The organism is Acidiphilium sp. 34-64-41, from assembly GCF_002282635.1.
Taxonomy (GTDB): Bacteria; Pseudomonadota; Alphaproteobacteria; order Acetobacterales; family Acetobacteraceae; genus Acidiphilium; species Acidiphilium rubrum.
Genome location: NZ_NCJX01000075.1, coordinates 1 through 12716, shown reverse-complemented (window position 1 = coordinate 12716; position 12716 = coordinate 1). Strand labels below are relative to the sequence as shown.

The following is a 12716-nucleotide window of genomic DNA, read 5'->3' as shown; positions in this document are numbered from 1 at the left end:
TAGGTCGCCGCCAGGTCCTCCAACCTATCGATCCACACACAACACACACCCGCGGGGTGGAGCAGCCCGGTAGCTCGTCAGGCTCATAACCTGAAGGTCATCAGTTCAAATCTGGTCCCCGCAACCACTTTTACCGAACGATATAACAAATCAGAACCACCACCAAAAGCCGCCCCACCAAGGGCGGCTTTTGGCGTTCGACGAACTGCCACCAGTCAGAACCGCTCGACCCAGGGCCGGAGTTCGATCTCCCAGGTCCAGGCGCTGCGCTGTTGATGCAGGATCTGCCAATAGGTCAGAGCGATCGCGTCGGGGTCGAGCAGGCTGTCCGGGGCATCGGCGGGAACCGGGCGGCTGGACGAGGCGATGCCGCCGTCGATCACGAAATGCGCGACATGGACGCCCTGGGGTGCCAGTTCGCGCGCCATGCTCTGAGCCAGGCCGCGCAGGGCGAATTTGCCCATCGCGAACGGGGCGGATTGCGGATAGCCCTTGATACTGGCGGACGCGCCGGTGAACAGGATCGCGCCGTGATGCTGCGGGATCATGCGCCGTGCCGCCTGCTGGCCGACCAGGAAGCCGCCGAATGCCGAGATTTCGAGCGCCCTTGCGACACCGGCGGGGTCCAGCGTCTCGATCGGGCCGCGCAGCCGCCCGGATGCGTTATAGATCACGACATCGGGGCTGCCGATCGCGGCCTCGACCGCGGTGAACAGGTCCGCCACCGACGCTTGATTGCCGGCATCGCAGGTGAAGGCGCGGGCGCCGGTTTCAGCGCAGAGCGGTGCCAGTTTTTCAATCGTGCGGGCCGCCAGCGCCACGTTGAGCCCATGGCCCGCGAACAACCGGGCCAGCGATGCGCTCAGCCCCGACCCGGCGCCGACGATCAGGGCGCGGTGAAACGCTGCGGTTGGTGCGAGGGTCATGCCATTATCTCCTTCAAGGTCAAGGATTAGACGACGATCAGCGGCCTCGCGACACCCATCCCGATGATCACGCAAGCGCGGGGCACCGCACGGCGGCAATGCCACTCGGCTCTTTTCAACTTCAGAGAGTTGGTTATAGATGTTCACATGTTTATATCCATGTTTCATACATGATATCGGCTGGGCAGCTGAAAGCCGCCAGGGCGCTCCTGGGCATCGACCAGAAACAGCTGGCCGAGCTGTCCGGCCTGTCGCTGCCGACGATCCAGCGGATGGAGGGGAGCGAGGGTGTCGTGCGCGGCAATGTCGATTCCCTCATGAAGCTGCTCGATGCGCTCGATCGGGCCGGGGTCATCGTGATCCGGCCCGGCGACGTGTCCGATGCCGGCGCGGGGCGCGGCGTTCGGCTGAAGGGCGACGTGATGTGACGTGACACCGATCATCCTGATGTGTGCCGCGGCGTCGCTCATCCTCGGCGGGGTGGGTGGCGTGCTCGCGCGCCGTCCGGCCGGGCGGATGATCGTTTATGGCGGCTCGCTCGCCATCGCGGTGGTCGCGTTGCTGGCGGCGCTGGCGCAGCTGGCGCTCGGCATCGCACCCGACCCGCTCGTGGTTCTGCCGATCGGCTTGCCCCATCTCGGTGCGTCTGGGCTCGGAATGCAGTTCGGCATGGATGATCTGGCGGCGGCGTTTCTGATCATCGCCAATATCGGTGGGGCGGCGGCCAGCCTGTTCGCGCTCGGCTATGCGCGCCACGAGGCCGAACCCTGGCGCGTGCTGCCGGTCTACCCGGTGTTTCTGGCCGCCATGAACCTCGTGGTGATCGCGGCGGATGCCTATGGGTTTCTGCTGTGCTGGGAAGTGATGTCGCTGGCATCCTGGGCGCTGGTGATGGCGCACCATACCGAGGCCGCGACGAGGCGGGCCGGCGTGATCTATCTGTTGATGGCGAGCGCGGGCACGCTCGCGCTGCTGCTGTGTTTCGGCCTGCTCGCGGGACCGGCGGGGGATTACGCCTTCGCGGCGATGCGGGCGGTGCCGCGCGCACGCTGGATCGGATCGGCGGTGATGATCCTGGCGTTGCTCGGCGCGGGGTCGAAGGCGGGCTTGGTGCCGCTGCATGTGTGGCTGCCGCGCGCGCACCCCGCCGCCCCCAGCCATGTTTCGGCGCTGATGAGCGGGGTGATGACCAAGGTCGCGGTCTATGCGTTCATCCGCATCGCGTTCGACCTCGCCGGCCCGCCCGCCTGGTGGTGGGGGTTGGTGGTGCTGCTGGTGGGCGGCATGACCGCCGTACTCGGCGTGCTCTATGCGTTGATGGAAGACGATATCAAGACGATTCTGGCCTACAGCACGATCGAGAATATCGGGCTGATCTTCGCGGGTCTGGGTCTGGCGCTGGCGTTCAAGGCCGATGGCATGATGGCCGCCGCCGCCCTGGCGCTGACCGCGGCATTGTTCCATGCGCTGAACCACATGCTGTTCAAATCGACGCTGTTTTTCGGCGCCGGCGCGATCCAGCACGCGACCGGCACGCGCGATCTCGCGCAGCTGGGCGGGCTGATCCACCGGATGCAGGTCAGCGCAGTGCCCATGCTGATCGCCGCATTGGCGATTGCCGCCCTGCCGCCGCTCAACGGGTTTGCCTCGGAATGGTTGCTGTTGCAGGCGATCCTGCTCAGCCCCGCACTGCCGCAATTCGGTCTGAAACTGGCGGTGCCGGCGATCGGCGCGTTAGTCGCCCTGTCGGCGGCGTTCGCCGCGGCGTGTTTTGTGCGCCTCTATGGCATTGCCTATCTCGGCCGCGCGCGCGGAACCGCCGCCGCGCACGAGACCGATCGATGGTCGCTCAGCGCCATGATCGTGCTGGCGGCGCTGTGTGTCGCCGCCGGCCTGCTGCCTGGTTTCGCGATCGATCTGTTGGCACCGGTCACCCGCGCCCTGCTCGGCGCGCGGGTGAGCACCCAAGCCGGCCTGTCGTGGCTGACGATCGTGCCGGTCGCTTCCCGCCAGAATGCGTATGATCCGCTGCTGATCGCGCTGTTCATCGCGATCAGCGCGGTCATCGGCGCGCTCGCGCTGCGCCGGTTCGGCGTGCGCATCACGCGCCGCGCGCCGGCCTGGGGCTGCGGCTATCAGGAATTCGGCCCGCCGGCGCGCACGCTCATCACGCAATATTCGCCCTCGGGCTTCGTCCAGCCGATCCGCCGGGTGTTCGCCGGCGTGATATTTCGCGCGCATGACGAGGCCACACTGCCGCTGCCGGGCGAGGCGCGCCCGGCGCGGCTGAACCTGCGCTGGAGCGATCCCGCGTGGTCTTTGCTGTATGCGCCCCTGATCGGTGCGATCGACTGGCTGGCCGGGCAGACCAACCGGCTGCAATTCCTCACCATAAGGCGCTACCTCGCGTTCGTGTTCATGGCGCTGGTCGCTCTGCTCGGCTGGATCGCGCTATGGGGTTGATCACGAGGCTGGCGCTGCAACTGGCGCAGATGGCCTTGATGCTGGCGCTGGCCCCGCTGCTGGCCGGGTTTGTCCGCGTGCTGAAAGCCCGGCTGCAACGCCGCAGCGGGCCGCCGCTGCTGCAAATCTACCGCGATCTCGCCAAGCTGATCGGCAAGGACGCGATCATCGCCACCGATGCCTCATGGATTTTCAGCACCGCGCCCTATCTGATTTTCGCGATCACCTGGGTCTCGGCCTCGCTGGTGCCGAGTTTCGCGACCGATCTGCTGTTCTCATGGTCGGGCGATCTGATCGTGATCGTCGCACTGCTCGGCACCGCGCGGTTCTGCCAGATGCTGGCAGCCCTCGATATCGGCACCGCGTTCGGCGGGCTGGGGGCGAGCCGCGAGGCGATGTTCGCCTCGCTCGCGGAACCGGCGATGCTGATGCTCGTGTTCACCGTTGCCCTGGTCGCAGGATCGAGCCAGTTATCCGCCATCGCCACGTTCATGCACGAAGGCACCCAGGGGTTGCGCCTGTCGCTGGCGCTCGGGCTGGTCGCGCTGGTGATCGTGGCACTGGCCGAGACCGGGCGATTTCCGGTCGATAATCCCGCGACGCATCTGGAACTGACCATGGTGCACGAGGCGATGGTGCTGGAGTATTCCGGCCGGCATCTTGCCTTGATCGAGCTTGCCCACGCGCTCAAGCTTATTTTGTATCTGTCGCTGATCGTCTGCATCTTCGCGCCGGTCGCGATTGCCGCACCCGGCGCCGGGCCGGCCGCGCTGGCGCTCGGGCTGTTCGCCTATCTGGTGAAACTCGCCGCCGGTGGCGTGCTGCTCGCGCTGTTCGAAACCGCGATCGCCAAGATGCGGGTGTTCCGGGTGCCGAATTTCATCGGGGCCGCCCTGATGCTCGGCCTGCTCGGCACGCTGCTGCTGTTCGTCTCGGCATCGCTGTGATGGATCTTGTCATGTCATCCGCGACGGCACTCAGCATCGCGCATGTGCTGGCCGGCGCGCTGGTGCTGGTGAGTTTCATGATGCTGTACCAGGACCGGCTGTCTTCCGTGATCAACGTGCTCGCACTCCATGCCGCGGTGCTCGGCTGTGCGGTCGGCTGGCAGGCCTATATCCAGCACGCGCCGGAGCTTTACATCACGGCGGGTCTGGCACTTGGCTTCAAGGCGATCGTGATCCCGATCGCGCTGCACCGCATCGTCGAGCGCTTCGGCATTCACCGCCAGGTCGAGGCGGTGGGCGGCATCAGCCTGACCATGCTGGGCGGCATCGGGCTGGTCGCGCTCTCGATGGTGGTGATGCTGCGCACCGCCGCCCATGCCGATGCGCTGGCGCGCGAGGACGTTGCTCTCGCACTCTCGGTCATTCTGCTCGGGATGCTGATGATGGTGACGCGGCGCAACGCGGTCAGCCAGATCGCGGGGTTCATGTCGCTCGAAAACGGCCTGATCCTCGCCGCCGCCGGCGCGCAGGGGATGCCGCTGGTGGTGGAAATCAGCGTCGCCTTCTCGGTCCTGATCGCCTTCATCGTGATCGGGGTGTTCTTGTTCCGCATCCGCGAGCGGTTCGACACGGTGGACAGCACGGCGCTCGATGCGTTTCGCGGTGAGGCGTCATGAGCGGTCTTGCGTTCGATGCGGTGATCGCCACCATCGCCATCCCGGCGGCGGCAGCGGGCATCCTTGCCGTGGTGCCGTCCTGGCGTCTGGCGGCGCGGCTCAACGTGATCGCGAGTGTCCTGACCATTGCGGCCGCGTGCCTGCTGCTCTGGCATCGGCCGGCGCCGACCACGCTGTTCCTGATCGATGATCTGAACATCGTCTTCCTGCTGCTCAACGGTTTCGTCGGCTGCACCACCAGCCTGTTCAGCGCCGGCTACATCGCACACGAACTGCAAACCGGGCATCTGACACCGCGCTATCTGCGATTCTATCACGCCATGTACCAGGTCATGATGGTGGGGATGAATCTAGCCCTGATCACCAACAATCTCGGCCTGATGTGGTTCGGCGTCGAACTCGCGACGCTGTCGACCGTGATGATGGTGGGCATCTACCGCACCCCGGCCTCGATCGAGGCGTCGTGGAAATACCTCATTCTCGGCAGCGTCGGCATCGCGCTCGCGCTGTTCGGCACCATCCTGGTCTATCTCGCGGCCAAGCCGGTGCTGGGCACCGGGATGGCGGCGATGCAGTGGAGTAATCTGCGCCACCACGCCGCGGCACTCGACCCGGCACTGCTCAATGTCGGGTTCATCTTCCTGCTGATCGGCTACGGCACCAAGGCCGGGCTGGTGCCGATGCACGCCTGGCTGCCGGACGCCCATGCCGAGGGGCCGACGCCGATTTCCGCCGTGCTGTCCGGCCTGCTGCTGAACGTCGCCCTCTACGCCATCCTGCGGTTCAAGATGGTGCTGGCGATGAGCCATGCGACGATCGAGCCCGGCATATTGATGATCGGTGTTGGATTGCTCTCGTTGTTTTTCGCGGCCCTCATGCTGTACCGGCGGCGCGACATCAAACGCCTGTTCGCCTATTCCTCGATCGAGCATATGGGCATCATCGCGTTCGCCTTCGGCATCGGTGGCCCGCTCGGCAACATCGCCGGCCTGTTGCAGATGATGATGCACTCGCTGACCAAATCCGCGATCTTCTTTTCGGTCGGCCACATCGCGCAGGCCAAGGGCACCCAGAAAATCGCCGCGATCACCGGGCTGACCACCAGCCACCCGCTGCTCGGCTGGACGCTGGTGGCCGGCGTCGCCGCCATCGCCGGCCTGCCGCCGTTCGGCATCTTCACATCGGAATTCCTGCTGATCACCTCGACCTTCGCGCGCGCCCCGGTGCTGGCGGTGCTGCTCGGGCTTGGCATATTGCTGGCGTTCGGCGCGCTGCTGCTGCGCATGACGACGCTATGTTTCGGCGCGCCGAGCGAGGGATCGCACCCGATCAGCGCCTCGTCGGTGCCGATTTTCCTGCATCTCGGCATCGTGCTGCTGGTCGGCCTCGCGATGCCGGCGTTTCTCTATGCCTGGTTCGCGCATGTCGCGACCATGCTGGGATGAAGCGGCCATGAACATCGATCCGCCGCTCTGGCAGCAAGCAGCCGCCGCGCTGGCAACCGGCGCCTCGGTGTTCGTCGCCCTCTGGGCCGAACCCGCGGGTGATGCCGCCGTGGTACATCTGGCCACCCGGCCGCACGGCTCGGGCGCGATCAGCGTGCTCAGCCTGGCGGCCGAGGGCGGGCATTTCCCCTCGATCGCGCGCCATCATCCCGGTGCGATCCTGATGGAACGCGCTTTGTGCGACCTGCACGGGCTCGCCGCCGATGACACGCCGGACCCCCGCCCCTGGCTCGATCACAGCGCCGCCTACGAATTCAAACCAGCACTCGGCCCCGGCATTCATCAGATCCCGGTGGGTCCGGTGCACGCCGGGATCATTGAGCCCGGGCATTTTCGCTTCTCGGTCAACGGCGAAACCGTGGTCAGGCTCGAAGTCCGGCTCGGCTACACGCACAAAGCCACGCTGGGCCTGATGCGCGGCCAGACGATTGGGCACGGCGCGCGCCTCGCCGGGCGGATTTCCGGCGATTCCACCGTGGCATACGCCTTCGCCTTCGCCCGCGCGGCGGAGCAGGCGCTCGGCATCGCCGCCCCGCCGCGCGCCGCGGCGCTACGCGGCGTGATGGCGGAGCTTGAACGCCTCGCCAATCATTTCGGCGACATCGGTGCGATCTGCAACGATGGCGGATTTCCCCTGATGCACGCGCTCACCGCCGGTCTGCGTGAACGGGTGCTGCGCCTGTGCGCCGCATGTTTCGGGCACCGTTTGATGATGGACATCATCATCCCCGGCGGCGTCGCGCGCGACCTGAGTGCCGACAACGCGGCCCTGCTGCGCGCTGGCCTGCCCGATCTGCTCGCGCAATGGCGGCGGTTGTTCGAACTCTACGAAAAGACCGCCTCCTTGCAGGACCGCGTCGCCACCACCGGCCGGCTCGACCCGGCGATCGCCCGGCGCCTCGGCTGCGGCGGCTATGTCGGCCGCGCCTCCGGCCAGGATTTCGATGCAAGGCGCGATGCACCCTACCCGCCCTACGACACAGGCCGCTTCGCGGTACCCTGCCGGACGGGCGGCGATGTCGATGCGCGGCTGCGGATTCGCATGGCGGAACTCGACCAGAGTGCGGCGCTGATCGATAACCTGCTGGCCACATTGCCGCACGGCGCGCTGCAAACCGCGTTGCCCACACCGGCCGGCCCCACCACCGGGCATGCGCTGATCGAAGGCTTCCGCGGCGATATTTTCGCCCATGTCCGCCTGCACAACGGTATGGTCGAGGATGCGATGCTGCGCGACCCGTCGTGGTTTTTCTGGCCGGCGCTGGAAACCGCGATCGCGGGCAACATCGTCGCGGATTTCCCGCTCTGCAACAAATCGTTCAACCCCAGCTATTCCGGCTGCGACCTGTAGGCACCGATGCGCAAAACCCTGATCGAAAACCTGTGGCGCGGCCGGCTGACCGAACCGGCACCGAGCATCGCGCCCGGCGAGCCAGCGGCCCTGGCCGCCGAACTCGACCGCGTGGCCCGGCGCCGCCTCGGCCGCTCGCTCGCGATCCGCGCCTTCGATGCGGGCTCCTGCAACGGCTGCGAACTGGAGCTCATTGCCCTCGGCAACCCATTTTACGATCTGGAACGCTTCGGCCTGAAATTCGTGGCCTCGCCCCGCCACGCCGATGTGCTGATGATCACCGGCCCGATGACCCGCGCCATGCACGCCGCCCTGCGTCTCACCCATGAGGCGATGCCGGCACCGAAATTCGTCATCGCGATCGGCGATTGCGCCTGCACCGCCGGAATGTTCGCGGCCAGCCCCGCCTGCCTCGGCGCGGCATCGCAGGTGATCGCGGTCGATCTGCACATCCCCGGCTGCCCGCCCAACCCGGTCGCGATCCTGCAAGGGTTGATCGGCTTTGCCTCAAACCTCGCAGGCACACTCAATCGGGCGCCAATGCCCTCAGCGTGACAATAATCAACCCGCGCTCAGATCGCCGCAGCATGGCGCGAAGCCTGCGGGTCCAGATACTGATCGAAACACGCGGCGACACAGCGCAGAAACGGCCAGCCCGCCTCGGTGATCGTAACAACCGCGCCGTTGCGCCGGATCAACCCATCGGTCTCCAGCGGTTCGAGCTGCGGCCACGCGTCATCGAGCGTCGCGCCATCCATGCCGGCGGCGTCCGCGATCGACGCGACATCGACGGTCAGATCGCACATCAACCGCTCGATGATCCGGCTGCGCAGGTCATCCTGCGCCGTCCTCGCGATGCCGCGCGCGGTAGCCAGCGTCGCGGTTTCGATCGCATCGAGATACTCGATCGTCCGTGTCGCGTTCTGCGCGTAACCTTGCGGTAACGCCGAGATCGCCGAGGCACCGAACCCGATCAGCACGGCGGCGTCATCCAATGTGTAGCCCTGAAAATTGCGCCGCAAGCGCGGTGTGCCGCGGGCCTGAGCCATGGGATCATCGGGTTTCGCGAAATGATCGAGACCGATCCTGCGGTACCCGGCCTCGACCAGCATGGCCGCCGCGCGCGTCTGCTGGCACAGCCGCGCCGCCGCATCGGGCAGGTCGAAACCGGCCAGCACCGCCTGACGTTTCTGCATCCAGGGCACATGGGCATAGCCATAGAGCGCGATCCGGTCCGGTTCGATCTCGAGGACCGACGCAATCGTCGCCTCGAGCGACGCGACGGTCTGCTGCGGCAGCCCATAGACCAGATCCAGATTGATCGAGCGTGCGCCGGCCGCACGCGCAACCGTCGCGGCATCGCGCGTCTCGGCCACGCTCTGGTGCCGGCCGATCGCCTCCTGCACCAGCGGTGAAAAATCCTGCACCCCCAGGCTGGCACGGCCGATCCCGAGCGCGCGCAGATCGACCTCGGCCGTCCCGGGCAGCGTGCGCGGATCGAGCTCGATCGCGATTTCGGTGGCACCGTCGATGATGAAATACCGGCGCAGTGCGGCATCGATCGCCTGCATCAGGGGTGCGGGCAAGGCGGTCGGCGTGCCGCCACCCCAATGAATATGACGCACCGGCAGACGATGGCCGATCGCCGCAGCGACGCTCTCGATTTCCGCCACCATCGCCCTCGCATAACGCTCAAGGGCGCCAACACTGTGCACCACGCTGGTGTTGCAGCCACAGAACCAGCACAGGCTGGCGCAGAACGGCACATGCAGATAGAGCGAGGTGCTGGCACCCTCAGGGATCGCGCCAAGCCACCGCCGATAGGTCTTGGCATTCACCCGCGTATCGAATTGCGCGGCCGTCGGGTAACTCGTGTAGCGGGGCAGTCGGAGATCGTAGCGCGCCAGCAGCGAAAACGTGTCCATGAGCGAACGCTAGACCGATTGGCTCGATCGCGCCTTGATCCTGATCAACCAGCGGCCAGAAACGTAGCCACGCGCTGCCCCGTCCCCTTGCTCTCGCCCATGGGCCGACAGGTTGGATTTTGTGATAATGTTGCATCGACCAAACTAAGGTATCTGACCGGAACCGTGCCGGAAAAAGCGCCGCTTTGCGCAAAGTTAGAGCACCGTCATGACGTTTCCCCCTGTTTCGGTCAAAAACCGATGGCATGATTTTTGCTGAATATTGATCACAGACATTTGTCTGCAACCAAGCTCCGTGAACCATGATGGGATGCGCCGTATGATCAGGGCCGTAATCGGGTTGGGCATTCCGTTCTTTGCCGTGGTGGTAATGCTGCCCTTCGTCAACACCGTGTCGCTGACAATCGATAACATTCCGTTTCTGTATCTATGGATGTTCATCTGGTTCGTGCTGACATCGGTCTGTCTCGGTGCCTGCTGGCTGCTGTTCGACCGACATCGCCCGGCCACCGACGAGGGAGATCGCGCGTGATGGCCAGTTTCGTATTCGCCTGCCTGATCCTCGCCTCGCTCGGCCTGGCGATATTTGCCAAGCGCGGGCATCATACCGAATCCGTAAGGGAATTCTTTATCGCCTCGCGCCAGTTCGGCGGTTTCCTGGTGTTCTTTCTCGCCGTCGGCGAGATTTACAGTATCGGCACGATCATCGGCTTTCCCGGCGGTATCTACGCCATGGGCGGCACCTACGGCATCTGGTTTCTGGGCTATATCCTGCTGGCCTATCCGGTTGGCTATTTCGTCAATCCCTGGATCTGGCGTGCCGGCAAGGTCTATGACGCGGTGACGCTGCCCGATCTGTTCAAGGGCCATTTCCGCGATCATCGCTATGGACGGTTTCTGGAATTATCGGTCACCATCGCCGCCATCGTGTTTCTGGTGCCCTGGGGGCAGTTGCAGTTCAGCGGCCTGATCATCGCGCTCAACGGTCTCGGCTGGCATTTCAACCCGATCGTGCTGACGGTGCTGGCCGCAGCCCTCGCGTTCACCTATGTCGCGGTATCGGGCATTCGCGCACCCGCCTATGTCGCGATCCTGAAGGACATATTGATGGTCCTGGCGATCGTGGTCACCGGCGTCGCGGCGGTTTCCGCCGTTGGCCTCGGGTCGATTTTCCACATCGCCGGGTCGGTCGCGCATAATCATCTGAACGCGCCGCAGCTGCGGTTCACGATGAGTACAATCACGTTTCAGGCGCTCGGGTTCTTCATGTTTCCGTTCAACATGCAGAACCTGTTCACCGCCCGCTCCGAGCAGACCATCCGCCGCACGCAGATGTTCATGCCGCTTTATATGCTGATGTATCCGTTCCTGGTTGTCACATCGTATTACGCGCTCAGCCAGCATACCCATCTCGCCGCGCCGAACCAGGCGTTCATGGCGGTCGCGGTATCGCTGCTGCCTGGCTGGGTGCTCGGCATGGTCGCCGCCGGTGCATCGCTGTCGGGCCTGATCGTGCTGGCCGGCATCAGCCTCGCGATCGGCCCGCTCGTGTCGCGCAACCTGTTCGGCCATGTGCCCGAAACCCGGCAGCGCAGTGCTGCACGTCTGGTCATCGTCCTGTATCTCGCGGCATCGATTCTGCTGACGCTGATGGCGCCGAACCTGCTGCTCACCATCATCAACACGGCGTTCTTCGGCATCACCCAGTTCTTTCCCGGCGTGCTCGCGATCATTTTCTTCCGGCGCGCCCACCCGCTCGCCATCGGCGCAGGCATCATCGTGGCGGATGTGCTTTCGATCGCGTTCTATCTGGCCGGTGCGACGATGGACGGGCTGAACATCGGCTTCGTCTGTTTGCTGATCAACATTGTCATTCTGGTCGGTGGCAGCCTGTTGATGGCGCGCGATCCGCGCGTCGTGCCGGTCGCTGCACGCGAATCAGGGCTGATCGCGGCACCGGCGAGCGGCGATTGACCGCGTGCAAACTTCGTTTGATGTGAGCAACGGAGCAGCGCCGCATGTATGATCTGCGCCCCCGCCCCGAGCCGATCGCGCCGGATTTGCTCGCGCATCTGCGCGGCGCGGAGCCGGCGACGATCGGGCATTTCCGGCATACCGGCTTCATGGACCCCGGCGTGCGGGCGCTGTTCTCGCCGCTGCGGATCGCGGGCACCGCGGTGACGGTGCTGGCGCCGGGGCCGGATGCGGTGATGGTGCATTACGCGATCAAACAGGCGCTGCCAGGCGATATTCTGGTGATCGACCGCTGTGGCGATCATAAGCACGCCTGCGTGGGCGGCGCGGTTGCCTATGCCGCGCGGCATGCCGGTGTTGCGGGCATCGTGGTGGATGGCATGGTGACCGATATTCAGGAGTTGCGGGCGTATGGCGTGCCGGTCTGGGCGCGCGGCCTGTCGCCCATCACGGTCAAGCTGCTCGGGCTCGGCGGCGGCTTTGGTGTGCCGGTTTCGTGCGGCGGGGTTATGGTCAGCCCGGGCGATGTGATTTTCGCCGATGAAAACGGTGTGCTGGTCTTGCCGCCCGGCGCGGTGCGGGCCGCCGCCGATCGGGCCATCGCCATGCAGGAAACCGAGAAGACGACGCTGCGCCGGATCGATGCGGGTGAAGCCTATGCCGATATCGTCGGGTCGACGGCGATCATCGAGGCGGGCCGATAATCGAACGGTTCAGCCCCAAACGAGGTCGCCAAGTAGGGCCTCAGCCATGCGAGCGGCACAGCCCAAATCAAACAAAAGTTTTTTGGTTCTTTTTTCACTACTGTCCGGTTAAAAGTCTAGCGAATTCAATAGGTTTTTTTCATACTGGTGGGCTGGGCTGTATTCTTTTGGGTCAAGCGCTTGTTTTATAGGGATTTTCTCGAACAAGGTGAGCGACAGGATCTGTAGGATTGTGTAGAGCGAG

The 12716-nt window shown here is 65.1% G+C and carries 12 protein-coding genes and 1 tRNA gene; 11 read left to right on the top strand and 2 right to left on the bottom strand.

What is annotated here, in order from left to right:
• Window positions 1-50: 50 nt before the first annotated feature.
• A tRNA-Met gene (locus B7X49_RS13955) sits at window positions 51-127 on the top strand.
• Window positions 128-215: 88 nt separating this feature from the next.
• Here the strand turns inward: B7X49_RS13955 and B7X49_RS13950 are convergent.
• On the bottom strand, window positions 216-926 hold the full coding sequence (locus B7X49_RS13950; RefSeq protein WP_286704893.1) for an SDR family NAD(P)-dependent oxidoreductase: 711 nt from the start codon (window positions 924-926) through the stop codon (window positions 216-218).
• 170 nt (window positions 927-1096) lie between these two features.
• Here B7X49_RS13950 and B7X49_RS13945 point away from each other — a divergent pair, with 170 nt between their 5' ends.
• From B7X49_RS13945 to B7X49_RS13915, 7 genes are read left to right on the top strand one after another with little or no spacing between them, the layout of a single operon-like run.
• Entirely contained in the window at window positions 1097-1354 is a 258-nt protein-coding gene (locus tag B7X49_RS13945) for a helix-turn-helix domain-containing protein (RefSeq protein WP_286704894.1), read from the top strand.
• Window position 1355: 1 nt separating this feature from the next.
• Entirely contained in the window at window positions 1356-3389 is a 2034-nt protein-coding gene (gene hyfB / locus B7X49_RS13940) for a hydrogenase 4 subunit B (RefSeq protein ID WP_286704895.1), read from the top strand.
• The gene (locus tag B7X49_RS13935; protein ID WP_286704896.1) at window positions 3380-4336 is read left to right on the top strand and encodes a respiratory chain complex I subunit 1 family protein; all 957 of its coding nucleotides are present in this window, start codon (window positions 3380-3382) and stop codon (window positions 4334-4336) included. The genes hyfB and B7X49_RS13935 overlap by 10 nt, the downstream gene beginning before the upstream one ends.
• 11 nt (window positions 4337-4347) lie before the next feature.
• On the top strand, window positions 4348-5013 hold the full coding sequence (locus B7X49_RS13930) for a hydrogenase-4 component E (RefSeq protein WP_029312584.1): 666 nt from the start codon (window positions 4348-4350) through the stop codon (window positions 5011-5013).
• Entirely contained in the window at window positions 5010-6458 is a 1449-nt protein-coding gene (locus B7X49_RS13925; RefSeq protein ID WP_286704897.1) for a hydrogenase 4 subunit F, read from the top strand. The genes B7X49_RS13930 and B7X49_RS13925 overlap by 4 nt, the downstream gene beginning before the upstream one ends.
• A 7-nt stretch (window positions 6459-6465) precedes the next feature.
• Complete coding sequence (locus tag B7X49_RS13920; protein ID WP_286704898.1) at window positions 6466-7869, top strand: NADH-quinone oxidoreductase subunit C; 1404 nt, start codon at window positions 6466-6468, stop codon at window positions 7867-7869.
• Between the two features lie 6 nt (window positions 7870-7875).
• Window positions 7876-8424 carry an NADH-quinone oxidoreductase subunit B family protein gene (locus tag B7X49_RS13915; protein ID WP_286704899.1) on the top strand — a complete coding sequence of 183 codons (549 nt, stop codon included), beginning with the start codon at window positions 7876-7878 and terminating at the stop codon, window positions 8422-8424.
• A 17-nt stretch (window positions 8425-8441) separates the two neighbouring features.
• On the opposite strand, the gene hemN is transcribed toward B7X49_RS13915, so the two are convergent.
• A complete protein-coding gene (hemN, locus tag B7X49_RS13910) occupies window positions 8442-9794 on the bottom strand; it encodes an oxygen-independent coproporphyrinogen III oxidase (RefSeq protein ID WP_286704900.1) in 1353 nt (450 codons plus the stop codon).
• 319 nt (window positions 9795-10113) lie between these two features.
• Here hemN and B7X49_RS13905 point away from each other — a divergent pair, with 319 nt between their 5' ends.
• Genes B7X49_RS13905 through B7X49_RS13895 form a run of 3 tightly spaced genes read left to right on the top strand, consistent with a single transcriptional unit; the run spans window position 10114 to window position 12472 of the window.
• Window positions 10114-10326 carry a DUF3311 domain-containing protein gene (locus tag B7X49_RS13905; RefSeq protein WP_286704901.1) on the top strand — a complete coding sequence of 71 codons (213 nt, stop codon included), beginning with the start codon at window positions 10114-10116 and terminating at the stop codon, window positions 10324-10326.
• Window positions 10326-11768: a sodium:solute symporter gene (locus B7X49_RS13900; RefSeq protein WP_286704902.1), complete on the top strand. Its 1443-nt coding sequence runs from the start codon at window positions 10326-10328 to the stop codon at window positions 11766-11768. The genes B7X49_RS13905 and B7X49_RS13900 overlap by 1 nt, the downstream gene beginning before the upstream one ends.
• A 44-nt stretch (window positions 11769-11812) precedes the next feature.
• A complete protein-coding gene (locus B7X49_RS13895; protein WP_286704903.1) occupies window positions 11813-12472 on the top strand; it encodes an RraA family protein in 660 nt (219 codons plus the stop codon).
• Window positions 12473-12716 lie beyond the last annotated feature (244 nt).

What these genes read in the sequence shown, in the direction of transcription:
- B7X49_RS13935 (WP_286704896.1), top strand. Translation starts at nt 3,380, where the DNA reads ATGGGGTTGATCACGAGGCTGGCGCTGCAACTGGCGCAGATGGCCTTG.
- B7X49_RS13895 (WP_286704903.1), top strand. Translation starts at nt 11,813, where the DNA reads ATGTATGATCTGCGCCCCCGCCCCGAGCCGATCGCGCCGGATTTGCTC.
- B7X49_RS13915 (WP_286704899.1), top strand. Translation starts at nt 7,876, where the DNA reads ATGCGCAAAACCCTGATCGAAAACCTGTGGCGCGGCCGGCTGACCGAA.
- B7X49_RS13920 (WP_286704898.1), top strand. Translation starts at nt 6,466, where the DNA reads ATGAACATCGATCCGCCGCTCTGGCAGCAAGCAGCCGCCGCGCTGGCA.
- B7X49_RS13925 (WP_286704897.1), top strand. Translation starts at nt 5,010, where the DNA reads ATGAGCGGTCTTGCGTTCGATGCGGTGATCGCCACCATCGCCATCCCG.
- B7X49_RS13950 (WP_286704893.1), bottom strand. Translation starts at nt 926, where the DNA reads ATGACCCTCGCACCAACCGCAGCGTTTCACCGCGCCCTGATCGTCGGC.
- hemN (WP_286704900.1), bottom strand. Translation starts at nt 9,794, where the DNA reads ATGGACACGTTTTCGCTGCTGGCGCGCTACGATCTCCGACTGCCCCGC.
- B7X49_RS13905 (WP_286704901.1), top strand. Translation starts at nt 10,114, where the DNA reads ATGATCAGGGCCGTAATCGGGTTGGGCATTCCGTTCTTTGCCGTGGTG.
- B7X49_RS13930 (WP_029312584.1), top strand. Translation starts at nt 4,348, where the DNA reads ATGTCATCCGCGACGGCACTCAGCATCGCGCATGTGCTGGCCGGCGCG.
- B7X49_RS13900 (WP_286704902.1), top strand. Translation starts at nt 10,326, where the DNA reads ATGGCCAGTTTCGTATTCGCCTGCCTGATCCTCGCCTCGCTCGGCCTG.
- B7X49_RS13945 (WP_286704894.1), top strand. Translation starts at nt 1,097, where the DNA reads ATGATATCGGCTGGGCAGCTGAAAGCCGCCAGGGCGCTCCTGGGCATC.